Source organism: Plantactinospora sp. B24E8 (assembly GCF_039871735.1).
Lineage (GTDB): Bacteria > Actinomycetota > Actinomycetes > Mycobacteriales > Micromonosporaceae > Plantactinospora.
Map to the genome: position 1 here is coordinate 1 of NZ_JBDPMH010000056.1, position 23,126 is coordinate 23,126.

General features: G+C 70.1%; 25 protein-coding genes and 3 tRNA genes. 19 read left to right on the top strand and 9 right to left on the bottom strand.

Translation table 11 applies throughout. From position 1 onward, the window contains the following. Positions 1–257: 257 nt before the first annotated feature. Positions 258–434 carry a hypothetical protein gene (locus ABGB21_RS35955; protein WP_347681634.1) on the top strand — a complete coding sequence of 59 codons (177 nt, stop codon included), beginning with the start codon at positions 258–260 and terminating at the stop codon, positions 432–434. 136 nt (positions 435–570) lie between these two features. On the opposite strand, the gene ABGB21_RS35960 is transcribed toward ABGB21_RS35955, so the two are convergent. From ABGB21_RS35960 to ABGB21_RS35975, 4 genes are read right to left on the bottom strand one after another with little or no spacing between them, the layout of a single operon-like run. Then, the gene (locus tag ABGB21_RS35960) at positions 571–840 is read right to left on the bottom strand and encodes an IS3 family transposase (protein WP_347681636.1); all 270 of its coding nucleotides are present in this window, start codon (positions 838–840) and stop codon (positions 571–573) included. Then, entirely contained in the window at positions 837–1,115 is a 279-nt protein-coding gene (locus tag ABGB21_RS35965; protein ID WP_347653249.1) for a hypothetical protein, read from the bottom strand. The genes ABGB21_RS35960 and ABGB21_RS35965 overlap by 4 nt, the downstream gene beginning before the upstream one ends. Positions 1,116–1,171: 56 nt before the next feature. Then, positions 1,172–2,059 (bottom strand): methyltransferase domain-containing protein, encoded by an 888-nt coding sequence (locus ABGB21_RS35970; RefSeq protein WP_347681638.1) that lies wholly within the window; start codon positions 2,057–2,059, stop codon positions 1,172–1,174. A 13-nt stretch (positions 2,060–2,072) separates the two neighbouring features. Then, entirely contained in the window at positions 2,073–2,687 is a 615-nt protein-coding gene (locus ABGB21_RS35975; RefSeq protein WP_347653251.1) for a hypothetical protein, read from the bottom strand. Between the two features lie 414 nt (positions 2,688–3,101). Here ABGB21_RS35975 and ABGB21_RS35980 point away from each other — a divergent pair, with 414 nt between their 5' ends. Beyond that, complete coding sequence (locus ABGB21_RS35980) at positions 3,102–4,292, top strand: epoxide hydrolase family protein (protein ID WP_347653252.1); 1,191 nt, start codon at positions 3,102–3,104, stop codon at positions 4,290–4,292. Positions 4,293–4,347: 55 nt separating this feature from the next. Here the strand turns inward: ABGB21_RS35980 and ABGB21_RS35985 are convergent, their stop codons facing one another. From ABGB21_RS35985 to ABGB21_RS35995, 3 genes are all read right to left on the bottom strand, one after another. Then, a complete protein-coding gene (locus ABGB21_RS35985) occupies positions 4,348–5,544 on the bottom strand; it encodes a DUF6596 domain-containing protein (RefSeq protein ID WP_347681640.1) in 1,197 nt (398 codons plus the stop codon). After that, positions 5,541–5,966: a YciI family protein gene (locus tag ABGB21_RS35990; RefSeq protein WP_347653254.1), complete on the bottom strand. Its 426-nt coding sequence runs from the start codon at positions 5,964–5,966 to the stop codon at positions 5,541–5,543. The genes ABGB21_RS35985 and ABGB21_RS35990 overlap by 4 nt, the downstream gene beginning before the upstream one ends. 72 nt (positions 5,967–6,038) lie before the next feature. Continuing rightward, positions 6,039–6,542 (bottom strand): hypothetical protein, encoded by a 504-nt coding sequence (locus tag ABGB21_RS35995; protein WP_347653255.1) that lies wholly within the window; start codon positions 6,540–6,542, stop codon positions 6,039–6,041. 140 nt (positions 6,543–6,682) lie between these two features. Between ABGB21_RS35995 and ABGB21_RS36000 the strand changes: the two genes are divergently transcribed. Together ABGB21_RS36000 and ABGB21_RS36005 are read left to right on the top strand one after the other, a co-directional pair. Beyond that, complete coding sequence (locus ABGB21_RS36000) at positions 6,683–7,582, top strand: BTAD domain-containing putative transcriptional regulator (RefSeq protein WP_347653256.1); 900 nt, start codon at positions 6,683–6,685, stop codon at positions 7,580–7,582. Positions 7,583–7,651: 69 nt separating this feature from the next. Next, entirely contained in the window at positions 7,652–8,911 is a 1,260-nt protein-coding gene (locus tag ABGB21_RS36005; RefSeq protein WP_347653257.1) for a hypothetical protein, read from the top strand. 160 nt (positions 8,912–9,071) lie between these two features. Here the strand turns inward: ABGB21_RS36005 and ABGB21_RS36010 are convergent, their stop codons facing one another. Beyond that, complete coding sequence (locus ABGB21_RS36010; protein WP_347653258.1) at positions 9,072–9,965, bottom strand: virginiamycin B lyase; 894 nt, start codon at positions 9,963–9,965, stop codon at positions 9,072–9,074. Continuing rightward, a complete protein-coding gene (gene abc-f / locus ABGB21_RS36015; RefSeq protein WP_347653259.1) occupies positions 9,958–11,628 on the bottom strand; it encodes a ribosomal protection-like ABC-F family protein in 1,671 nt (556 codons plus the stop codon). Before abc-f ends, ABGB21_RS36010 begins: the two co-directional genes overlap by 8 nt. A gap of 853 nt (positions 11,629–12,481) precedes the next feature. Between abc-f and ABGB21_RS36020 the strand changes: the two genes are divergently transcribed. The 15 genes from ABGB21_RS36020 to rplL all read left to right on the top strand — a co-directional run bounded on the left by ABGB21_RS36020 (position 12,482) and on the right by rplL (position 22,958). Further along, positions 12,482–15,019, top strand: a complete 2,538-nt coding sequence (locus ABGB21_RS36020; RefSeq protein WP_347653260.1) for a bifunctional diguanylate cyclase/phosphodiesterase — start codon at positions 12,482–12,484, stop codon at positions 15,017–15,019. A 113-nt stretch (positions 15,020–15,132) separates the two neighbouring features. Then, positions 15,133–15,205, top strand: a tRNA-Thr gene (locus ABGB21_RS36025). A gap of 26 nt (positions 15,206–15,231) precedes the next feature. After that, a tRNA-Met gene (locus ABGB21_RS36030) sits at positions 15,232–15,304 on the top strand. A gap of 133 nt (positions 15,305–15,437) precedes the next feature. After that, entirely contained in the window at positions 15,438–15,605 is a 168-nt protein-coding gene (rpmG, locus tag ABGB21_RS36035; RefSeq protein WP_046567246.1) for a 50S ribosomal protein L33, read from the top strand. Between the two features lie 229 nt (positions 15,606–15,834). Then, entirely contained in the window at positions 15,835–16,281 is a 447-nt protein-coding gene (locus ABGB21_RS36040) for a MaoC family dehydratase N-terminal domain-containing protein (protein ID WP_347653261.1), read from the top strand. A 1-nt stretch (position 16,282) separates the two neighbouring features. Further along, positions 16,283–16,675, top strand: a complete 393-nt coding sequence (locus ABGB21_RS36045; RefSeq protein WP_347653262.1) for a MaoC family dehydratase — start codon at positions 16,283–16,285, stop codon at positions 16,673–16,675. 184 nt (positions 16,676–16,859) lie between these two features. Next, positions 16,860–16,932, top strand: a tRNA-Trp gene (locus ABGB21_RS36050). Positions 16,933–17,258: 326 nt separating this feature from the next. Further along, positions 17,259–17,588 (top strand): preprotein translocase subunit SecE, encoded by a 330-nt coding sequence (secE, locus tag ABGB21_RS36055; RefSeq protein WP_347653412.1) that lies wholly within the window; start codon positions 17,259–17,261, stop codon positions 17,586–17,588. A gap of 38 nt (positions 17,589–17,626) precedes the next feature. After that, the gene (nusG, locus tag ABGB21_RS36060; protein ID WP_347653263.1) at positions 17,627–18,343 is read left to right on the top strand and encodes a transcription termination/antitermination protein NusG; all 717 of its coding nucleotides are present in this window, start codon (positions 17,627–17,629) and stop codon (positions 18,341–18,343) included. A gap of 295 nt (positions 18,344–18,638) precedes the next feature. Further along, positions 18,639–19,070: a 50S ribosomal protein L11 gene (gene rplK / locus ABGB21_RS36065; RefSeq protein ID WP_347653264.1), complete on the top strand. Its 432-nt coding sequence runs from the start codon at positions 18,639–18,641 to the stop codon at positions 19,068–19,070. Positions 19,071–19,149: 79 nt separating this feature from the next. Further along, complete coding sequence (rplA, locus tag ABGB21_RS36070; protein WP_347653265.1) at positions 19,150–19,863, top strand: 50S ribosomal protein L1; 714 nt, start codon at positions 19,150–19,152, stop codon at positions 19,861–19,863. Between the two features lie 102 nt (positions 19,864–19,965). Further along, positions 19,966–20,847, top strand: coding sequence for an ABC transporter ATP-binding protein (locus ABGB21_RS36075; RefSeq protein WP_347653266.1), 882 nt, complete (start codon positions 19,966–19,968; stop codon positions 20,845–20,847). After that, a complete protein-coding gene (locus ABGB21_RS36080) occupies positions 20,844–21,533 on the top strand; it encodes a hypothetical protein (protein WP_347653267.1) in 690 nt (229 codons plus the stop codon). The genes ABGB21_RS36075 and ABGB21_RS36080 overlap by 4 nt, the downstream gene beginning before the upstream one ends. 442 nt (positions 21,534–21,975) lie before the next feature. Next, on the top strand, positions 21,976–22,518 hold the full coding sequence (rplJ, locus tag ABGB21_RS36085) for a 50S ribosomal protein L10 (protein ID WP_347653268.1): 543 nt from the start codon (positions 21,976–21,978) through the stop codon (positions 22,516–22,518). Positions 22,519–22,574: 56 nt separating this feature from the next. Beyond that, positions 22,575–22,958, top strand: a complete 384-nt coding sequence (gene rplL, locus ABGB21_RS36090) for a 50S ribosomal protein L7/L12 (protein WP_347653269.1) — start codon at positions 22,575–22,577, stop codon at positions 22,956–22,958. Positions 22,959–23,126: the final 168 nt, after the last annotated feature.

Below are 23,126 nucleotides of genomic sequence, written 5' to 3' on the forward strand. Positions count from 1 at the left end.
CAAACAACACCGCGCCGTGGCCACCCGCTACGACAAACTCGCCGTGCGCTACGAAGCCACCGCCACCATCAGCATGATCGACACCTGGCTTCGGAGACTCGAACGGCACTTATGACACACGGCCTAGAGGATGACGGCTCCTACATCGCGCCCCACAAACCCGATGGGAGCCGGGCGATGCCCTTCTGGTCGCTGCGGTCACGAGCGCAACGTGTAGTCGAACAGGTGCCCGCTTACAACGGGCTCGAGATCGTCTAATGCCGTTCGATCAGTGGCTGGGCGATTTTGTGCCCTGGTTAGCGGAGCAGGGAGTCCTGATCGGCGTCAACTGGAGCGGGGAACGAGCCACCGGCTACGACGTGAGCCCTCAAGACATGCTCGGCTGGTTCACCGGGCTCGAAGGCAGTTCATCGCCTACAGCTGCGATTGATTGACCGCCAGGCTGCCCCCTTCCCCCGATAGGTGCCAAGGACTGCGGCGCCGGCGGCCGGGGCCTTGGGATTGGGTGTGTGGATCTAAGGGTGTTTCCGGCCTGACGTGTCAATCCCCTGGAATCGTGGAGGGCTCCGTTTATGCGGCCTGGGCCTCCAGGGCGCGGGTCTCTGATCGTTTGTAGTCGATGGGTGAGCGCCAGTCGCAGACGGAGTGCCGGCGGCGCCGGTTGTAGAAGTCGGTGATCCAGGTGGCGATCTCCAGACGGGCCTCGGTACGGGTGCGGAAGTGACGGCGGTGCACGTACTCGACCTTGATGGTGGAGAAGGTGGCCGCGTAGTGACGCCTGCTGGCCCGAGGCTGGACCTCGATCCGCCGCCCGCCGCCGGACCCGGTGGGGATCGTCAATCGGAGCCGGGGACGGAGGTTTCCGCATCGACACCGGATTCGACATCGGCGACCTCGTCTTCGGGGATCCTCGCGACGAGGATCTGGAAGCTGCCAGCCTGCAGCGGCGGCCAGGCGGCGAGCGGTGCTCCGGCCAACTCCTCCGGCACGCCGTCGAAGACCGTGCCGAAGACGTAGTGGCCCTCGTCCACGCTGTAGCCGTTCGCCCACACCTCCAGTTGGACCCCCGACCTCAGCCTGACCAACCATCGGGACGGTGCCACCGCGTACTTCACAGCGGGGATGGTACGTGCCGGACACCTCCGGCGCCCCTCCTGTGTCCCGACGGCGGTCAGACCCGTTCGAGCACCAGCAGGCGGTATTCGAGCCAGCGCCGCGCCAGCCCCGCCTGCAGTGCCGAGCCGCCGATCATGTTGGCCCAGAAGGGCTTCTCGACCAGCCGGTCGCGCACTGGGGGCAGCACGCCCGCGGCGCCCACGAGCACGTTGATCACCCGGTCCCGTGGGCGTCCGAGGTGCAGGTAGCTGGTGAGATCCAGGTTTTCGCGCAGGCGCAGGCCGGCGGACTCGCCGATGGCGGCCAACTCCGCCACGGTATGCAGGCTGCCGACGCGCCAGCCGGCGCGGAACTGGTCCAGGCAGCGCTCGCGGGCCGGAAGCCCTCGATCCTTGTCGGTCATCCAGTCGTCGCACAGGACCAGGCGACCGCCCGGCACCAGGCGCGCGGCCAGGGATGGGACCAGTTCCGCCAACGACGGCGAGTGGATCACAGCCTCGATGGCGACCATGGCGTGGTACTGCGGCTCGGCGGGGAGCTGGGCGAAGTCCTCGCGGATAACGCGGCAGCGTTCGGTCAGCCCCTCGGCCGAGAACCGCCTCTCGGCGATCTCGGCCTGCACCTGGCTGATCGTCACGCCGGTGACCTGGGCGTCCATCGCCCGGGCCAGTTTGACCACCGTCGCGCCCACGCCGCAGCCAAGATCAAGCACTCGTCCCTCGCCGGCCGGTACGTGGCCGCTCAGACGCTCGACCACCAGGCGGTTCACCGCGTTCGCGGCCTCGGCGGTGTCCGTGACCCCCGGCATCCACAGGCCCCGGTGGATGGCATCGTTGCTCGAACTTTCGCCGAAGCGCAGGAAGCGCCGGGTGTTGGCGTCGTAGTAGTCCGCCACGCGGCTGACATGCTCGGTTGCGGCGCTTTCGAGTGACTTCGAGCGCATAGGCGGCAACCTATCACGCATCCCGGTCGGCAGCGTCGGACGCGGTGATCCCGGTGGATGCGGAACCAGTGGGACGCGTAAGACCTGTACGACCACCAACGTCACGGGCGCGCGTACCTGTTCTCACCCAGGTGGTGAACGCCCAGAGGACCAGCAGCACCGCGCCCGTGGCACCGATGAGGACCGCGTACGGCGCCACGACATCGGACACGCTGACCCAGCTCGGCACCCGGGCGTCGTGCACGATGCCGAGACGCTTCGGGTCGCTGCCGTCGTTGATCGGTAGCGTCAGCACCCAACCACCGCCGCACACGGCGAAGAACCCGCAGATCGGCCCGATGATCCGGGGCGACCGCGACCCGGGTACGCGTGCCCGCCGAGCGGCGATCCACAGGGTCGGTACCAGCACCGCCGTCACGCCCAGCCGCAGGTAGGCGAAGGCCGCCTCCAGCAGGAAGGCGATCGCCCCGTTCTGGCTGTCGCCGTAGTTGAGCAGTTCCTTGATGTGGAGCAGGTCCCAGACCGTCACGGCGGCGTTGAGCAGCAGCCCGGCGTTGAGCACGGCGATCGGAATTGGCATCCAGGTGAGCTGCTGTCGACGGCGGGGCACGCTGGCGTCGATGGTCACGGGGGTGATCGTACGAACCAGTTGTGTGTGAACGGTGGTGCCGCCGTGCAGGTCTTGGATATGTGCCGTCCGTCGGCTGGACAGCTTCCGCCACAAGGCCAATCACCCTTTCTCCATCAGATCGCCTCTCTCGGGAATCGAGCCCGCACCGCCAGCGTGGAGATTGGGTTTCTCGACCTTGCGGATTGCGCCGGACAGTGGAACCGGACGGCACCCCCGGCACGACGATCGGCCGGTTCTTCCGGGCCCACACACCTGGGCCGCTCCCCGAGCCGGCGTACAGCCGCACCGGGGTTATCGGCCCTGAGACGGCCGTTTTGGTCCGCCGGTTGCCGGACCGGTGCGACGATGGACGCATGTGAGCCCTGCCGGCGCCCCGGCGCGCCGGTCGATTTGATCCGGCGGGTGGAGAACATGTCCAACGACAGGAAAGTCCGTTCCTTCCGGCTCGACATCCCGGAAGAAGCGATTGCTGATCTGCGCCGCCGGATCGCGGCCACCCGCTGGCCCAGTCGGGAGCTGGTCACCGACCGGTCGCAGGGGGTTCAGCTGGCGACGGTCCAGGAACTGGCCCGCTACTGGACTACCGAGTACGACTGGCGCGCGTGCGAGGCGAGGCTGAACGCCCTGCCGCAGTACACGACCACCATCGACGGCGTCGAGATCCACTTCATCCACGTGCGGTCGCGGCACGACAACGCCCTGCCGCTGATCATGACGCACGGTTGGCCGGGCTCGGTCGTCGAGCTGCTCGGGGTCATCGGCCCACTCACCGACCCGACCGCGCACGGCGGCACCTCCGACGACGCGTTCCACCTGGTGCTGCCGTCCCTGCCGGGCTACGGCTTCTCGGGTGAGCCGACCGAGCTCGGCTGGGAGTCCGGCCGCATCGCCCACGCGTGGGCGGAGCTGATGAACCGCCTCGGCTACCCGCGCTACGTCGCCCAGGGCGGCGACGTGGGCGCCAACGTCACGGACGCGATGGGCCGCCAGGCGCCCGAAGGGCTGCTCGGCATCCATGTCAACCTGCTCTCCGGTGCCATTGCTATCAAGGACCAACTGCCGGTGGAGTCCGAGCCGGAACGCACGGCGCGCAAGGCGCTCGAGACGTTCACGACGGACGGCTTCGGTTACTTCCTGGAGCAGTCCACCCGACCGCAGACGATCGGCTACTCGCTGCTCGATTCACCCGTCGGGCTGGCGGCCTGGATGCTCGACCACGACACGGACAGCTACTACAAGATCTCCCGCGCCTTTGTCGACGGCGAGCCGGCGGGCAGCCTCACCCGGGACAGCATCGTCGACAACATCACGCTGTACTGGCTGACCGGCACCGGCGCCTCGGCCGCCCGGTGGTACTGGGAATTTGGACGGTTCGTGGCCAAAGCCAGGGCGTCCGGCCAGGCTCCTCCGCCGGTCTCGGTGCCGGTCGGCTTCACGACGTTCCCGGGCGAGATCTGGGCTGCCCCGCGCAGCTGGGCCGAGATGGTCTACCCCGGCCTCGCCTACTTCAACGAGGTCGACCGCGGCGGCCACTTCCCCGCCTGGGAGGAGCCGGCGCTCTTCTCCGCCGAGGTCCGGGCCGCGTTCCGGCCGATGCGCTGACTGTGAACCCGCGGGCCGGGACGGTCAACCGGCTCGCCCGCCCGGCCCCCGGTGATCAGGCCCAGCTGAGTCGCTGACGGAGCAGGGACTGTTCGGCGGGGTTGGTGGTCAGCGCCAGTGCCGCCTCGTCAGCCGCCCGTGCCTCGTCGAGCCGATCCAGGTCACGCAGGAGTTCGGCCCGGGTGGCGTGGAACAGGTGGTAGCTGTCCAGTGTTCCGGGCAGCGCGTCGACCTCGGCGAGCGCGGCGGCCGGGCCGGCGACGTACCGGTTGGCGATCGCGCGGTGCAGCCGGGTGACCGGTGACGGGGCGAGGTGCAGCAGCATGTCGTAGAGCACCCGGATCTGCGCCCAGTCGGTCTCCTCCCACCGGGATGCCTCGGCGTGACAGGCCACGATCGCCGCCTGGAGCTGGTATGGGCCGGGGCGCCGCCGCGCGGCGGCGGCGCTGATGAGCCGGGTCGCCTCGGTGATCGCCTGGTGGTCCCAGCGCGTCCGGTCCTGGTCGGCCAGCCGGACGAGACGACCGTGTACGTCGAACCGGGCCGCTGCCCGGGCCCGGTGTAGCCGGATCAGGGCGAGCAGCCCGGTCACCTCCGGCTCGCCGGGCATGAGGTTGTGCAGCGTCGTGGCCAGGAACTCGGCGTCGTCGGCCAGGTCCCGACCCCGCGCCGGCTCGGCGCTGCTCGGCAGGTAGGCCTCGTTGAAGAGAAGGTAGACCACGGCCAGCACCACGGCGAGCCGCTCACCGAGCTCGTCCGGACCGGGGACCCGGTACGGGATACCCGCTTCGCTGATCTTCCGTTTTGCGCGGGTGATCCGCTGACCGACGGTGCTTTCCGGGATCAGGAACGCCTTCGCGATCTGGGCCGTGGTCAGCCCGCACACCACCCGGAGGGTGAGCGCCACCTGGGCGGTACGCGGCAACGCCGGATGGCAGCAGGTGAAGATCAGTCGGAGCAGGTCGCCCGGGTCGGGCTGGGCGGGCCGACCCAGGAGGGCGAGTTTGCCGCGGTGCCGGGCATCCCGGCGCAGTACGTCCAGCCCACGGCGTCGGGCGACGGTGTGGAGCCAGGCGTCCGGCCGGTCCGGGATCCCGTCCACCGGCCAGTGCCGTAGCGCCGCTTCCACCGCGTCCTGCACCAGGTCCTCGGCGGCGCCGAAGTCACCGGTGAGGTGCACCAGGGACGCCGCGAGCCGGCCCGCGTGGTCACGTACCACCCGGGCCAGCTCGTCGTGCGGCACGACGGTCATCCAGCGATCGGCCGGATCTCGACGACCGGGCAGGCGGGCCAGGCCCGGACCATGGCCAGCGCCTCGTCCAGATCCGCGACGTCGATCTCCACGTAACCGCTGACCACCTCCTTGCCCTCGACGAACGGGCCGTCGGAGACCAGGGGTTCGCCGCCGGCCAGGCGTACGGTCGTCGCGGTGTGCGCCGGCAGCAGATGGGTGTGGTGGGTGATCTTGTCGCTGTGGTCGGCGAACCACTGCTGCACCCGCAGGTAGGCGCGTTCCTGCTCCGCACCGTCCATGGCCCGCAGGTCGGCGGCGAACTGCTCGGTGTCGACGAACATCAGCACGTACTTCATCGTCCGGTCCTCTCGGTTGCCGGTCAGCGGCGCGTACCGGTCGACCTCGTCACCGTGCACCGCCGACCGGGCGGCGGTCGTCATTTCGTAGACGACCGGCGGGAGCCCCGATCCGACATCCGGGCGACTGAACCTCATCCCCGGCCGTCCCGGACGTCAGTCGAGCCGTACCGAGTCGGCGATCGCGTCGGCGGTCGCCGGATCGTCCGCGACCGCGACGACGACAACCTGACGGTCGGGGATCAGCACCACCCGCCGGGCCCGGCCGTCCGGCAGTACGTCCGCGCCGCGCCGTACCGGATGGCCGGCCGCCGTGCCGTCAGTCGTCGCGACCGCCGCAACCGGGTCGAGCGCGAGGTTCGTGGCCCGTCGGATCTCGGCGTAGTCGACCCGGGGCGCGGGCGTCAACGCGCAGGCCGCGACGTCGGTGACGTCGACGAGGTAGGTGTCCCGCACCGGTGTGCCGCATTCGGTGGCGTTGCGGTCCCACCCCGCCGGCACGGAGATGCGTACCCCGGCGCTGGTGACGGTCTGCTCGCCGGCCGGCCCGCCGGCCCGGGATGCCACCAGGTACCAGCCGGTCAACGTCGCCGCGACCAGCGCCGCGACGGAGATCAGCAGGATCCGGGTACGTCGACGGCTCCGCTGGTCAAGCTTCATTCCGCTCGAACCCTCTTCTGCTGCTACGGCTTCCCCACGGTACGTCCCGACGAGCCTAGACGACGAAAACGGGTAGACAGCGTCTCCTCGTGCGAGACTTTCCGACTCAGGCGCGTCGATGCACGGGGGAGAGCTCATCGATGACTGACGTGGATGCCTTTGGCGTGTCGCCGGTGGCGACGGATCGGTCGTATGCGAAGGATGGTGCGGCGGCGAGGCGGTTGGTGGTCCAGTTGTTCGGGCGGACGGCGGCGTGGCGGGGTTCCGAGGAAATACCTCTCGGTCCGGCGGGACAACGCGCCCTCTTCGCGGTGCTGGCACTCTCCGCCGGACAGCCGGTGATTCATCGAGAACTCGTGGAGGCACTCTGGACGGACGAACCACCACGTGAGGCAACCAACATCATTCAGACGTACGTGAAGCGGCTACGGCGTGCCCTGGAACCGGAACGCCCACCACGAATGCCGAGTGACCTGCTGGTACGGGTGGGCGACGGCTACGCGCTCCGGGTCGACCCGGCCTGCGTGGACCTGCGCCGGTTCCGGACCATGGTGGACGCTGCCCGGACGGCCCGCCGTCAGGGTGACCACCAGCGGGTCGTCCTCCTGCTCGACGAGGCGATGCGGACCTGGCAATCACCCCTGCTCGCGGACATTCCCGCCCTCGCCAACCATCCGCTGCTCACCGCGACGGCCAACGAGCGCTTGACGGCGGTGTGCTGGCACGCCGAGGCCGCGCTGGGGCTGGGCGCCGCGGACGAGGTACTGGCCGCGGTGGCCCGGGCGGCCGCGGCGGCCCCCCTGCACGAGGGGATCCACGCGTGGCTGATCCGGTTGCACTGGGCGATCGGACAGCGGGCCGAAGGGCTGGCCGTCTACCGACGGATCGCGCAGCGGCTCGCCCGGGAGCTCGGGGTGGAGCCGGGACCGGAGTTGACGGGCCTGCGCCGGGCGATGATGCGTCCCGGTCCGCGCGGCGGCCGGGTCGGGGCGGCACGTCGGTCCAGTCACCGACCAGTCCGCGTCCATTGGCGCATGTGACCATGGTGCCGCCGTCCCGCGTGGCGGGCCGGCAGTTCCAGCCGCTCCGTGGAAAGGACGAGGTCTGACATGACTTGGCATCGCAGCCCTGGGCCCTCGCGTCGACTGCTGGTTTTCCTCGCGATCGGCGCACTCGGCCTGGCGGCCGGTACGCCTGCCGGGGCCGCTCCGGTCGGGAAGCCGGACACCCCGAGACAACTCGTTTCGGCCGGCAGCGTGGGTGCCACCGACGTGGAGCGGGCGCAGGCACCGCTCGTGGCGCTGTCCGATCGGATTCAGGAGCAGGTCGCGAAGCAGCGCCTCCCGGGCTTCGCCGGTGTCGCGGTCGACATCCCCGCCCGGCAGGTGATCCTCTACTGGAAGGGCGACGTGCCGGCGTCGCTCACCACCGGAGCGATGATGGCCAAGGGCGTCCGGCTGGCCACCGTCTCCGTGCCGTACTCACTGGCCGAACTGGACCGTGAGGCGCGGCGGATTGCCGAGCAGAACCAGGCCACCGTGGCCTCGGTCGCGCCGCGTACCGACTTCACCGGGTTGACCGTGGCACTGGACCGCGCCGCCTCGGCCGGGTTGGCCACGTCGTCCGCGATCGCCAGCGAGATCCCGTTGACCTTCACCACCACCTCCCGCCCGGAGCCGGCGGTGAACCGGTGGGCCGACGAGGTGCCGTACTGGAGCGGCAACGCGATCGAGCGGCCGGCCGGCACCGGACGGGTCTACCGGTGCAGCACCGCCTTCGCGGCCAGGACGACCACCAACCAGAACGTCATGGTGACCTCCAACCACTGCGGGACGTTCGCCGAGTGGGACACTCCAGGTGGCTGGAGGGTCGGCACCTCCGGCCGGGGGCACGCGCCGCTCGACAGCATGCTGATCAGCGGCAGCTACTACGACCTGAACATGTACGTGGGCGACTACCAGTCCAACACCGGAGTGCCGATCTACGGCGCCGGAAACCCGGCGCTGAACTCCTGGGTCTTCGCCTCCGGCTCGCACTCCGGGGCGTCGGTGGTGGGGGTCGGGGCGGTGAACGTCTACATCAACCTGAACGGCGTCGGAACGGTCGGGCCGGGCTTCTACACGGTGAACACCGACGGTGTGGCGTCGATCGGTCAGGGTGACAGCGGCGGTCCGGTCGCCCAGGCGGTGGCGGCCAACGGCGGCACCGCGATCTACGGCCGAGGGGTCATCACCGCTGGCACTCCGAGCACCACCGGGGCCTGCCAGGGTGTGCAGAACCGGCAGTGCTACACGCAGGCCTTCCACGTGAACATCTACGACATCATGGCCTACTGGGGCATCATGATCGGCAGCAGTGGCGGGGTGTGATCCCGACCGGTACGGGCGGGCACGGGGAAATCGTCCCGTGCCCGCCCTGATCTGTCGACGTTCACCGTGAACCGACATACCGACATACCGACGATCAGACGACCAGCGGCGAGCTGTCGTACGGGTCCGCGGGCCGGAGACATCGCCGAGCGGGTGTCCGTCACGGCACCATCCGAATGACACGGCCGATCTCCAGCGCGACCCAGGGCACGCCGTCCGGGCCGATGGTGATGCCGTGCGGCTCGGATCCGGGAGTCGGCAGCTCGTACGCCCGGATCTTGCCGTCGGCGGTGATCCGGCCGACCCGGTTGCCGCCCCACTCGGTGAACCAGCAGCCGCCGGCCGGGTCGGCCACGATGGCGTGCGGACGGGCGTCCCGGTCCGGCAGCGGGAATTCCTGGATCTGTCCGTCCGGGGTGATCCGGCCGAGCTGCCCCGCCCCGATCTCGACGAACCAGAGTGCGCCGTCGGAGCCGGCGGTGATGCCGACCGGTGCGGCTGCCGGCGTCGGCAGCGGATGGACGGCGGTCGTACCGTCGAGGTCGAGTCGGCCGATCGCGTTCGCCTGGTTGAGGGTGAACCAGAGCGCGCCGTCCGGTCCGGCGCTGATCATCGCGGGCATGCCCTGCCTGGTCGGCAGCGGATACTCGGTGACCTCGCCGGCGACGCTGATCCGACCGATCCGGTCGGTGTTCATCTCGGTGAACCAGAGCGCACCGTCGGGGCCGGCCGTGATCCCGTACGGCCCGGACTCCGGCGTCGGCAGCGGGTACGACGCCACCTCGCCGGTCGGCGAGATCCGTCCGATCCGGTGGTCCCGGATCCGGGTGAACCACAGCGCCCCGTCCGGCCCCACCGTGATCACGGACGGCCCGGCGGCACCGTCGACCGGGTAGCGCTCGGTACGGCCGTCCAGGGTCAGCCGGACGATCGTGTCGGCGTGCACCAGGGTGACCCAGAGCGCGCCGTCGGGGCCGGTCGTGATCCCGTACGGCCCTTCACCGGCTCCGGAGACCGGAATCTCCCGGACCGAGGGTCCAGTGTGTTCACTCATCGCCGTTTCCTTCCACTGATCGGGCGGGGCCGAGCCGGCCGCCGGAGATGGTGTGGTGTGCGCCACGCCAGCGTTGCCGGAACCGCCGGTCGTGGCTGACCACCACCAGCGCCCCGGGGTAGTCGTCCAGGGCCGTCTCCAACTCCTCGACCAGCCCGGGCGACAGGTGGTTGGTGGGCTCGTCCAACAGCAGTACGTCGACCGGCACGCTGAGCAGCCGGGCCAGCGCCAGCCGCTGACGTTGACCGGTGGAGAGCCGGCCCACCGGGACGGTGATCCGGTCCTGGTCGAACAGTCCCAGGGCCAGCAGTCGGGCGAGGTGCTCGTCGGCGGTTCCGGGCAGCCCGCGCCCGAAGGCGCCGAGCAGGGTCTCCCGAGGGTCGTCGACAGTCACCTCCTGCGGCAGGTGACCGATCCGACCTCGGCGGACCACCCGTCCGGAGTCGGGTCGCAGGGTGCCGGCCAGCGCGGCGAGCAGGGTGCTCTTCCCCGCCCCGTTCGGTCCGGTGAGCAGCAGCCGGTCACCGGCCCGTACCGTCAGGTGGACGTCGTGGAGGCGGTCCCGGACGGTCACCGCCACCGCCTCCAGCAGCGGTGCCCGATCGGTTGGTGGTGTTGCGTCGGCGGGCGGCGTCGGCCCGGGACACACCCCCAGGGTGAACCGGAGAGGCTCCGGGGGCGGCGGCACCGGGTGCGCGATCAGCCGCCGTAACCGCTGTTCGGCGTTGCGGACCCGGCTCGCCACCGACTGTTGCACGCGGCCGCCGTGTCGGTCGTACGCCATCTTGTTGCGGTCCTTCATCAGCCGACCCGGCGCGACCGCGCGGGCGGTGGTCGCGGCGATCTCCCGCAGCCGGTCGACCTCGGTCCGCCAGTGCAGGTGGGCCTCGGCCCAGCGGCGCCGCGCCGCCGCCTTCCCGGCCAGATAGCCGGCGTACCCGCCGCCGTAGCGAACCAGGGTGCGGCGGTCACCGTCCACCTCGATCAGTGTGTCGGCGACCTGTTCGAGGAGGACACGGTCGTGCGAGACGACGACTGTGGTCCCGGAACGACCGCGCAGGTGGTCGGCGAGCCAGGTCAGTGCCGCGTCGTCGAGGTGGTTGGTCGGCTCGTCGAGCAGCAGCACCTCCGGATTGGCGGCCAGCACCGCCGCCAGGTGCAGTCGTGCCTGCTCGCCGCCGGAGAGGGTGCCGAGCTGCCGGTCCTGGTCGACGGTGGCCAACCCGAGGCCGTGCATCGCCTGCTCGACGCGGGCGTCGGCGTCGTACCCGCCGCGTAGCTCGAAGACGGTCAGCAGGTTGCCGTACTCGGCGAGGTCGCGCTCGTCGCCGTCGGCGAGTTGAGGTTCCAGCGTCCGCAGCCGGGTCTCGATGCTGCGCAGTTCGGCAAGCGCGTCGTCGATGACCTGGCGAACGCTCAGGTACGCCGGCAGTGGTGTCTCCTGTTCGAGGTGTCCCAGGCCGCCGTCGGCGACGACGGTCACCTGTCCCTCGTCGGGTTTCTCCTGACCGGCGAGCAGCCGCAGCAGGGTGGACTTGCCGGAACCGTTCTCGCCGACGATCCCACTGCACTCGCCCGGGGCGATGGCGCAGCTGACCGTGTCGAGGACGACGCGTTCGCCGTACGACCTGGTGACGGCGTGGAGGCTGAGTTGGGTGGGCATCCGGACACTCCGAAGCGTTGGCGGTCATGGCCGTCGTCCGGGGACGCGGCACGGGACACGGGGAACGCTTCACAAGAGCATCGGCGGACTCCTAAACGCGACGACTGTGGCCATAAGATCCTTGCACGGTGCGACCCACCCGGCAAGGCGAATTTCCCGAGTCGCCCTGCGACGCCGGTTCAATCCTGTGGGTGACACCGAGCAGCCGGACGGTGGCCCGGGGTGTGGCCGGGCGCCGCTCGCGCTCTGCAGTGGACAGTACGTTCCGGCATATCTGACTATTGGTTGGACAGTGTGATGCCTGCCTGATGGTGTTCTGCCCGCAATACCCGACTTAGCTGGTAGGCGCTGTTTGAACGGAATACCTTCTCGGTGGGCTTTTGCTAGGGCCGAACCATCTACGGGCGGTGAGTCGCATTGAGCGCCGAGTGAATCATGTCGGCCTTCTGCCGCTGAGATGGTTGCGGCCAAGAGGCGACGTTACCCCTACCGAACGGTTGGACTTCCCCGGATGCATGGTTCCTCGGGTGGGTGACGCCTTTGCGGTGACTGCCGACTGTGGCACCATCATGGAATATCTACTTCCTCCACCTCACCTCGACGGGAGCAACCAATGCCTGCATGGAGGCTGGGCCGGCTTGTGGGCTCGCTCCTGCTGCTCGCGGTGCTCGCCATTGGCAGCTACGCCGCCAGCGCGGGCGGATTCACGGACCTTGGCCAGCGTTCGGTCGCAGATTCCGTCGACTCGACGACAGCCGACTCGCCAGCTCGCACTCACGCTGTCCTTGCCACCGAATGGGGTTGGGTTTAGGCGGCCAACCACGCCGGGAGGGCTCCGAACACCAGGAGAGACATGCCTGACCGCCCGACACCGACCCGGAGCTCAGCTGAACGTGCCTGGTTGATCACCGGACCGCTCGCGATGGTGGCGGTCGTACTGGCGGTCGTGCTCGGAATGTCGGAGGACCAGCCGTTCCGGAACTGGCCTCTTGCGATCGGACTGCTGGGCCTTGTCCTACTGGCCGAGTGGCCGGTCCTGCATGTCGTCGTGCAGCGCCAGGTGGCGATCATCACGATCACCGAGATCTGCCTGCTTTTCGCGTTCGTCCTGGTGCCACCGTTGACGGTGGCGGTGATCTTTACGCTGAGTGCGCTGATCGCCTACCTGCGCCGTCGAACCGTGGCGACGAAGTTCTGGTTCAACGTGGTGCGGCGAGCGGCGGCCGTCTCGATGGCCGGCATCGTGCTACTGGCCCTGCCCGAGATGCGGGGCTTCGGACCGGGCACCTGGGCGATCCTGGCTGCTGCCGTCGGCAGCCACTCGTTGGCCACCCTTGCCGCCGTTGCCGCCGTCTTCGCCCTGATGCACGGCGCGCAGGCCGGCTGGGAGGTGGTACGTACCTCCGGGCCCGGCCTGGTCACCGTCGGGATCAACGTCGCCGTCGGCCTGGTGATAGTGATCTGTGTGCGGGCGAACCCGTGGTCGGTACTGCCGCTGCTCGCCCTGTTCGGCGGGGGAGTCCTGCTCTACCGGTCGTACGGCCAGTTCTTCCGGCAGCACCGCGCGCTCACCGACGTCTACGAACTGACCAAGGCGATGAGCGCGAGCAGCCAGGACGACGCGCTGGCCGACGCATTGCTGGGTCGGGTCCGGACGATCATGCACGCCGAGTACGCCACCCTGTGGGTACCGGCCCAGGGCCGACACCCGGAGGTGCTGCTCACCGCCCGGGTCGAGGATCCGGGGCTGCTCGATCTTTCGCGGACACCGGTGATGATCCGGGAAACCGCCCGCGAACAGGGTCGGACGGTCACTGTGGGCAGGAATCTCGGTGGGGACCAGCGGATGCGCGAGGCGTTGCGCGATGCAGGTGTCAAGGAGGTCATCGTGACGCCACTGCGCTCCGGTCAGGTGGTGATCGGAACACTGGAGGTGGTCAACCGGATCGGTGGCCGACCGGTCGGCCACTTCACCCCGGCCGACGTCCAGGTTCTCGAGACCATCGCGGCGCACACCGCCGTGGCGTTGGAGAACTCGCGGCTGGTTGACCGGCTGCGCTACGACGCGTACCACGACGGGTTGACCAATCTGCCCAACCGGCGTCGCCTGACCAGTGCCCTCGAGGAGGCGGTCCGGGTCCGGGCGCCGGACGAGGTCGTGGCGGTACTGCTCTTCGACGTGGCGGGGCTCCGCCAGGTCAACGAGTCGGTGGGACACGCCGCGGGTAACAAGGTGCTCATCGAGGTCGCCGCCCGGCTGCGCGCCGCCGCACCGCCGGGCGCCCTGGTCGGCCGGGTCGGCAGTGACGAGTTCGTGGTGACGCTCCGGCTGGAGAGCGTCGACGCAGCGGTCGCGCTCGCTGGCGAGTTGCGGGGGCAGATCCGGGACCAGATGGTCTTCGACGCGCTGGTCCTGGACGTCGACACGGTGGTCGGGGTCGCGGTCCACCCCGACCACGGTAACGATCCGGCGACCCTGCTCCAGCGGGCCGACCTCGCGGTGACCAGGGCAAAGTCGTCACCGGACGGGGTCCAGCTGTTCAGCCCCGGGCTGGAGTCGCGTTCGTCACGCCGGCTCGGCCTCGCCGGCGACCTGCGCCGCGCGTTGGAGAACGCCGAGGTGGAGGTCTACTACCAGCCGAAGGTCTCGCTCACCGACCGACGGCTGCTCGGCGTGGAGTGCCTGGCCCGGTGGGAGCATCCGGGGCACGGTGCGGTCGCCCCGGAGGACTTCGTCGCGGTGGCCGAGCACACCGGTCAGCTCGGGCATCTGACCGAGCTGGTGATTAGCGAGGCGCTGCGGCGCAGCCGGGACTGGACCGCCGGGGGAGAGCCGCTTCCGGTCGCCGTCAACCTCTCCGCGCGTACGCTGTCCGACCTGCAGTTCCCGGCCCGGGTGCAGGAGCTGCTCACCGAGTACGACGTCGCCCCCGACCTGCTGACCCTGGAGATCAACGAGGCAGGGGTGCTGGACGGCACCGAGCGGGCCGTGCCGGGCCTGCGCCGGTTGCGCGACATCGGGGTACGACTCTCCGTCGACGACTTCGGCAGCGGCCACTCGTCGCTGTCGTACCTGCGTCGGCTGCCGATCAACGAGGTCAAGGTCGACCGGTCGTTCGTGCAGGGGATGGCGACCGACCCGGTGGACCTGGCGATCGTCAACGCGATCGTGACGCTGTCCCAGCAGTTCGGTCTCGCCGTGGTCGCCGAGGGGGTGGAGAGCGAGCTCACCCTGGAACTGCTGCAGGACATCGGCTGCCGGATCGGCCAGGGCTTCCTGTTCAGCCGCCCGCTGCCGTACGAGCGTCTGGAGGCCTGGTACGCCGCCCAGACGGAGGCCGAGCCGCCTCCGGCCATCGGCGACGTACGCCGGCTGCGGGCCGTTCCCTGAGCGTCCGGGCGCCGTCGCCGACGCCCCGTCCCGGGGTGGGGGGATCTGATTTCACCTCTCGGCGCATGCCGTGTACTCTTACCTCTGCGCGCCACCGGAAAGATCGCGTGCGCGCCCCCTTAGCTCAGTCGGCAGAGCGTCTCCATGGTAAGGAGAAGGTCTACGGTTCGATTCCGTAAGGGGGCTCAGAGGGTTCAGCTGGACCCGTCCACGGCGGTGTAGCTCAGATGGCAGAGCAAGCGGCTCATAATCGCTGTGTCGCCGGTTCAAGTCCGGCCACCGCTACTTTTCGGTAGCCGGAAAAGTCCGGAACCGAAACAAAAAGGGGCGCCGCCGGCGCCCACTTTGCGTGTCCGCGTGGCAGGCGTCTACGCTGGTACGTCGTAGTTGAGTCCGTTATCGAGGAAGGCGCCCCGCCGTGGCCAAGGCGACCGATGTCCGTCCCAAGATCACTTTGGCGTGCGTGGAGTGCAAGGAGCGCAACTACATCACGCGTAAGAACCGCCGTAACGACCCGGACCGCATCGAGCTGAAGAAGTTCTGCCCCCGGGACGGCAAGCACACCCTGCACCGCGAGACCCGCTGACACCGGGCCGACCCCGGTCGGCCTCCCGGTTTCTCTGATCGCCGTCCCGACCCGGCGAGCGTGCCCCAGGCCCGCTCGCCGTCGTCGGGGCGGCGATGTCGTTTCCGGGCGGGGAGGCCGGCGTCCGGGCCGGCCGACGGTCGGGAGCTGACCGGTCCGGGACCACACTCCGGGCCGGCCCGTCCCGGGCTCACCGGCCGTGCCGAACCGGCCGTGTAGGTTCGGCGGCATGTCCCTGGACCCGTCCTTCGTCGGCCGTACCTACCCGCCGACCGCCCCCTATCAGGTGGGGCGCGAAAAGATCCGAGAGTTCGCCACCGCGATCGGCGCCACGGACCCGGCCTACCACGACCCGGACGCCGCGCGGGCCCTCGGCCACGCCGACGTCGTCGCGCCGCCGACCTTCCCGATCGCGCTCACCATGTCGGCCAGTCGCCAGATCGTCGACGACCCGGAGCTCGGCATCGACTACAGCCGGGTGGTCCACGGTGACCAGCGGTTCCAGTACGCCCGGCCGGTGGTCGCCGGCGACGAGCTGGTCTGTGTCAACACGGTCGAGGAGATCACCGCCCGGGGTGGGCACGGTTTCCTGACCACCCGGACCGAGGTCAGCACGCCCGCCGGGGAGCCGGTGGTCACCGTCTGGTCGAAGCTCGTCGTACGCGGAGAGGCCTGACATGGAACTGACCACCCGGACCTTCCGGATCACCCGGGCCGACCTGATCCGCTACGCGGGGGCCTCGGGCGACTTCAATCCGATCCACTGGAGCGACCGGTTCGCCACCAAGGTCGGGCTTCCCGGAGTCATCGCGCACGGCATGTTCACCATGGCGCTGGTCGGTCGGGCGGTGACCGACTGGGCCGGCGCCCCGGACGCGGTGGTCGAGTACAACGTCCGGTTCACCCGGCCGGTGGTCGTCCCGGACGACGACGAGGGCACCGAGATCGAGGTGAGCGCGGTGGTCCGCGAGGTGACCGAGGACGGGCTGACCCGGCTCGACCTGACCGCGACCTGCCAGGGAGAGAAGGTTCTCGCCCAGGCCCGGGCCGTGATCCGTACGCCGGCCTGAGGTTGCCGGACGGCGGTCGGCGGGCCGGTCACGGGGCAGGTACGGAGGACCGGTTGGGAAACTCGTGCCTCTACCCGTACACTGGTCCGCCGTGGGGCAAAGTGCCCCCTGTTCAGGCGTGCATGCTCGGGTAACGTGCAGCACTGTTGGCGTGCCAGCCTGATCAGGGTTCACCTGCCCCCACAGGGGTGTAGCTCAATTGGCAGAGCAGCGGTCTCCAAAACCGCAGGCTGCAGGTTCAAGTCCTGTCACCCCTGCGCCTACGGCCTGACCGATCCCGGGATCGGCGTCGCCACCACCACTGGCGACCGGCCCGTGTTGGTGGTATCGGCGGGGCTGACCGAGCGGAGTGTCCGCCGAGGTCCGTTCCTCCGCCTCCGCCGGCCGCGGGCCGTTCCGGGGGACGGTCGTCCGGGGGTTCGGTCGAGGGCGGTCAGCGCCTGCGGCGGAGACTCCGGGGCCGGCGTGACCAGCGCAGCACGCGTTCACCGACGCGTGTACCCACCACCCGGCGACGGAGGGCGAAGTGGCCGAGAAGAATCGGCGCGACGAGGACGACAACGACCGTCTCGAGAACGAGGCGATCGATGACGTCGTCGACGATGACGCCGACGACGAGGCGGAGGAGCCGGTCTCGCGCGGTGGCACCGCCACCCGGGAGCGGACCAGGACCGACTCGGCGGACAGCCGCAAGACCAGGACCGACGGGCGGGTCGGAATCTTCGGCCGGCTTGCCCGGTTCTTCCGCGAGGTAGTGGCAGAACTGCGTAAGGTCATCTGGCCGACCCGTAAGGAGCTGCTTACCTACACCGCCGTGGTGGTTGTGTTCGTCGCCGTGGTGCTGACGATCGTGGCCGGGCTGGACTTCGCCTTCGCGAAGGGCGTGCTGTGGGTCTTCGGCGGCTCCAGCTGACCACCTGCCCCACCTGCTAGTGACGGAAGTGAGCGAGCGTGCCTGAGTACGACGAGACCGCCGAGACCACGGACGAGCAGTCCGCGGTGGCGACGGCGAGCGGTGCAGAGTCGGTCGAGGCCGCCAACGAGCCGGAGTTCGGGATGACCGAGCCGGACGAGGACTTCGACCCGGTCGCGGAGCTGCGGCAGAAGCTGCGCTACGCGCCGGGCGACTGGTACGTGGTCCACTCGTACGCCGGTTACGAGAACAAGGTCAAGACCAACCTGGAAACCCGGATCACCAGCCTCGACATGGAAGAGTTCATCTACCAGGTCGAGGTGCCGACCCGGGAGGAGGTCGAGGTCAAGAACGGCAAGCGGTCGCAGGTCCAGGCCAAGGTCTTCCCCGGCTACATCCTGGTCCGGATGGAGCTGACCCCCGAGTCGTACTCCTGTGTCCGCAACACCCCGGGAGTGACCGGTTTTGTCGGCGCGACCGACCGGGCCGACCGACCGGCGCCGCTCTCCCTCGATGAGGTGCTGAAGTGGCTCGCCCCGGCGGTGGAGACCGAGACCAAGAAGGCCAAGCCGGAGATCAAGGTCCTCGACTTCGAGGTCGGCGACTCGGTCACGGTCACCGACGGTGCGTTCGCGTCGCTGCCGGCCACGATCAGCGAGATCAACCCGGACCAGCAGAAGCTCAAGGTCCTGGTGTCGATCTTCGGTCGGGAGACCCCGGTCGAGCTCAACTTCAACCAGGTCGCGAAGATCTGACGATCCGCCGCCGGCCGACGGTCCGGTCCGGCTCCCACCGGGTACCGGACCGGTCGCGTCGAACGGGCCGGAGCCCGTCGGGTGGCGTCGGACCGGCCGGGCGGCGTCGGGCGGGCCGGAGTCCGTCCGGCGACGGGGCCGACCGGTGATCGACAGCTCGGCAGGCGACCTCGGCAACCCGCCGGATCGCCTCCTGCGCTACTCTTGACCGTCGCCCGTCCGCAGGCGCGCTTGACCGTGCGCGTCACCGGGTGCCGTCAGGTGCACGTTTCCAGTTTCAAGCCCAGGAAGAGACATGCCTCCGAAGAAGAAGCTCGTCAAGACGTTCACGCTTCAGCTCCCGGCGGGCCAGGCCACCCCGGCGCCGCCGGTCGGCCCGGCACTGGGTCAGCACGGCGTCAACATCATGGAGTTCTGCAAGTCGTACAACGCGCAGACCGAGTCGCAGCGCGGTGACATCGTGCCGGCCGAGATCAGCGTGTACGAGGACCGGACCTTCACCTTCGTGCTGAAGACCCCGCCCGCCGCCCGGCTGCTGCTCAAGGCCGCCGGCGTGCCGAAGGGTTCCGGCGTGCCGCAGAGCACGAAGGTCGGCTCGGTGACCCGCGCCCAGCTGCGGGAGATCGCCGAGAAGAAGATGGCGGACCTCAACGCCAACGACGTCGACCAGGCCGAGAAGATCATCGCCGGCACCGCCCGGTCGATGGGCATCACGGTCAAGGAATAAGCCAACCCCCCCCGACCCAAGCTGATCGTGGGAGGGCCGCGTGGTTGCGGCCCGCCAGACACCACAGGAGTGTTCACCAATGCAGCGCAGCAAGAGCTACCGCAAGGCAGCCGACGCCATCGACCGGAACAAGCTCTACACCCCGGTCGAGGCGGTCCGGCTGGCCAAGGAGACCACCTCGGTCAAGTTCGACGCCACGGTCGAGGTCGCGATGCGCCTCGGCGTCGACCCGCGTAAGGCGGACCAGATGGTCCGGGGCACCGTCAACCTGCCGCACGGCACGGGTAAGACGGCCCGCGTGATCGTCTTCGCCGCCGGCGCCAAGGCCGAGGAGGCGACCGCCGCCGGTGCGGACGAGGTCGGCACCGACGAGCTGGTGGCCCGGATCCAGGAGGGCTGGCTGGACTTCGACGCGGCGATCGCCACGCCGGACCAGATGGCCAAGATCGGCCGGATCGCGCGGATCCTGGGCCCGCGCGGCCTGATGCCGAACCCGAAGACCGGCACGGTGACCATGGACGTCACCAAGGCGGTCACGGACATCAAGGGTGGAAAGATCACCTTCCGGGTGGACAAGCACTCGAACCTGCACCTGATCATCGGCAAGGCCTCGTTCTCGGAGGCGCAGCTGGTGGACAACTACGCCGCCGTCCTCGACGAGGTGCTGCGCTCCAAGCCGTCCGCGGCCAAGGGCAAGTACCTCCGCAAGGTCACCCTCACCACCACCATGGGCCCGGGCGTTCCGGTCGACCCGAACGTGGTGAAGAACCTCCGGGAGGCGGCCGAGGCCTGAGCCTCGCCGGAGTAGGTCGTTCCGTTGACGCGGGGCGCCGGGCGTGCGGACGCCCGGTGCCCCGCGTCGGTTTTTCTGCCGGTTTCTGGCAGTCTTCTCCGTATGCGTCTGGACCGGGTCTGGCTACGGTACGGCTGGCGGGCACCCTGGGTGCTCCGAGACGTCGAGGCGGAACTCGGCCCCGGCCGGGTGGCGATCGTGCTGGGACGCAACGGGGTGGGCAAGTCGACGCTGCTCCAGATGGCCGCCGGGGTGCTGACCCCGACCCGGGGAGCGGTCCGGGACCGGCCGGCCACGATCGGCTGGGTGCCGGAGCGGTTTCCGGCCAACCAGCCGTACACCATCGGCCAGTACCTCACCGGGATGGGGCGGGTCCGGGGCATCCCCGGGCCGGCACTGGGGCCGGTCGTGGACGGCTGGCTGGCGCGGCTCGGGCTCACCCCGTACCGGGACGTCCGGCTCTCCGCCCTGTCGAAGGGGACGGCCCAGAAGGTCGGGCTCGCCCAGGCCCTGCTCCGCCCACCGGAACTGCTGGTGCTGGACGAGCCCTGGGAGGGGCTGGACGCGGCGACCCGCGACCTGGTCCCGGAACTCATCCGCGAGGTACGCGACACCGGCGGCGCCGTACTGGTGAGTGACCACCGGGGCGAGACGGTCCGGCTGCCCGACGCCGAGCGGTGGACGGTCGCCGACGGGACCGTGTCGGTGGTGTCCCCGCCGACCGCCGGATCGGACGGTACCGACGACATCTCCGTGGTCGAGGTGGCGGTGGCCGCCCCGCGGGTCGCCCAGGTCGTCGCCGACCTGCGCGCCGCCGGCCACCGGGTGCTCGGCGTACGACCGCCCGGCCCGGACGACGGGGTGCCGCCGCCGTCGGTGCCGTCGGGGGTGGGTGTCGGGGTGGCGGCCGATCCGTCGGCGGCGCCCGGGGCGGCGGCAGGCTTGATCCAGCAGCAGGACGGTGGCCGGGGGGAGACGTCATGACCGCGTTGGTGATGCTCCGGTTGACCGGTTTCGTCCGGACCGCCCGGGCGTTGCCACCGTTGCTGGCGGGGCTCCTGGCGCTGGTGGTGCTGCACGGTGAGGCGGGCGCGCCGCCGGCCGAGGCGTACGGGGTCTCCGCGGTGGTGCTCTTCCCGGTCCTGGCCTGGCAGACGCGGCTGCTGCTGGACACCGAACCGGACGTCCAGCGTCGGCTCGCGGTGGTGGCCGCCGGGCGGCGGGCGGAGCTGGTCGGTGGTCTGCTCGCCGCCGGGGCAGTCGCCCTGGCCGTGGTGGCGATCGCACTGGTGGTGCCCTGGCTGGTGGGCGGGGTGCGGATTCCGGACGGCGCCGCCGAAACCTCCGTCGGGTCGGGGCTGGCGGTCGGGCTCTGGGCACATCTGCTCGTCCTGCCGCCGGCGGTCGGGCTGGGGGCGCTGTCCAGTCGGGCGGCGGTGGCCAGCCCGCTCTCCGGGCTGGCGGTCCTGGTCGGCGGGGTGGTCGGCGCGTTCGTCTTCGGGCTGCGGGACTCGGTGGTGCCGTGGCTCGCGCCGCCGGTGCTGGCGGTCGCCCGGACCAGCACCGCGGGGCCGACCGGGACGAGTGTCGGACTGCTGACCGGGCACGCGCTGGTCTGGACCGCCGTGGTGATCATCGGGTACGCCCGGTTGCGGCGCCGACAGGCGTGACCCGGCGTGCCGGGGTGACCCGGGCGGCAGGGTTCGACCACCCGGGGGAGAGTCGGAGCCGGGGACGATTCGGCCCCTGGCGGGAGTCGGCACCCGGGTGAGGCCCCTGGCGGGAGTCGGCTCCCGGGGGCGATTTGGCCGCCCCGCCCGGCATGCCGTAGGCTTTACTTTCGGTCAAGCTGTCTTGACCGAGGTTTCCACCCAGAGACCGCTGGTCACCGTGCCTCGGCACGGTCGAAGGTCCCGTTCGACGGGCGGCCCGCGCAGGGAGAAACGGTGTCGTGCCGGGCCATGATCCTGTGGCCCTTCCCGCCCCGTGCGCCCTGCGCCGGGGCCTTTCTTGTTGTGGCGGAGCTGTCGACACCCCGGAGCCCGTTCACGCCGTACGGCGTCGAGCGGCCTCGACGGTGATCAGCCTGGAAAGCAACGAGAGAGGAGGGACATGGCGGACAAGCCGGTTCGGGCCGACAAGGCCACCGCCGTCGCTGAGCTCACCGAGCACTTCCGCAACGCCGGAGCCACCGTGCTGACCGAGTACCGCGGTCTGACGGTCTCCCAGATGACTCAGCTGCGCCGCTCGCTCGGTCGGGACACCACCTACGCGGTGGCGAAGAACACCCTGGCCAAGCGTGCCGCGACGGACGCTGGCATTGCCGGACTCGACGAGCTGTTCACCGGTCCTACCGCGCTGACCTTCGTCTCCGGTGACGTGGTCGAGGCGGCGAAGGGCCTGCGGGAGTTCGCGAAGGCCAACCCGAAGCTCGTCATCAAGGGCGGTGTCTTCGAGGGCCGGGCGATCTCCGCGGACGAGGTCAACAAGCTCGCCGACCTCGAGTCCCGTGAGGTTCTGCTGGCCAAGATGGCCGGCGCGATGAAGGGCAGCCTGAGCAAGGCCGCTGCCCTGTTCCAGGCGCCGCTGGCGCAGACCGCCCGCCTGGCGGCTGCCCTGCAGGAGAAGCGTGAGAAGGAGGAGCAGGCCGCCTGACGGCCCGTTCCGACGTACCCCATATTCGTGTAAGACGTAAGGAAAGGACGCCAGACATGGCGAAGCTCAGCACCGACGAGCTGCTCGACGCGTTCAAGGAGATGACGCTGATCGAGCTCTCCGAGTTCGTGAAGCAGTTCGAGGAGACCTTCGACGTCACCGCCGCCGCGCCGGTCGCCGTCGCGGCCGCCGGCCCGGCTGCCGCCGCGGCCGAGGCCGAGCCGGAGAAGGACGAGTTCGACGTCATCCTCGAGGCCGACGGTGGCAAGAAGATCCAGGTCATCAAGGTCGTGCGTGAGCTGACCGGCCTGGGCCTGAAGGAGGCCAAGGACCTGGTCGAGGCCGCGCCGAAGCCGGTTCTGGAGAAGGCCAACAAGGAGACCGCCGACAAGGCCAAGGCCAAGCTCGAGGCCGAGGGCGCGAAGGTCACCCTCAAGTAACTCGCACCATCTCGTCCGTTCGGGTCCGGCGACGGCCCGGTTCCGGCTCCGCCGGCCGGGGCCACCGTCGGCCGGACCCGGGTGGACGATCGCGTCGACGTGAGTTGACGCACAGCGTGTCGCCGACGGGCGGCGATCCGGCGCCGGTTCGCCGCCCGTCTCCGTCTG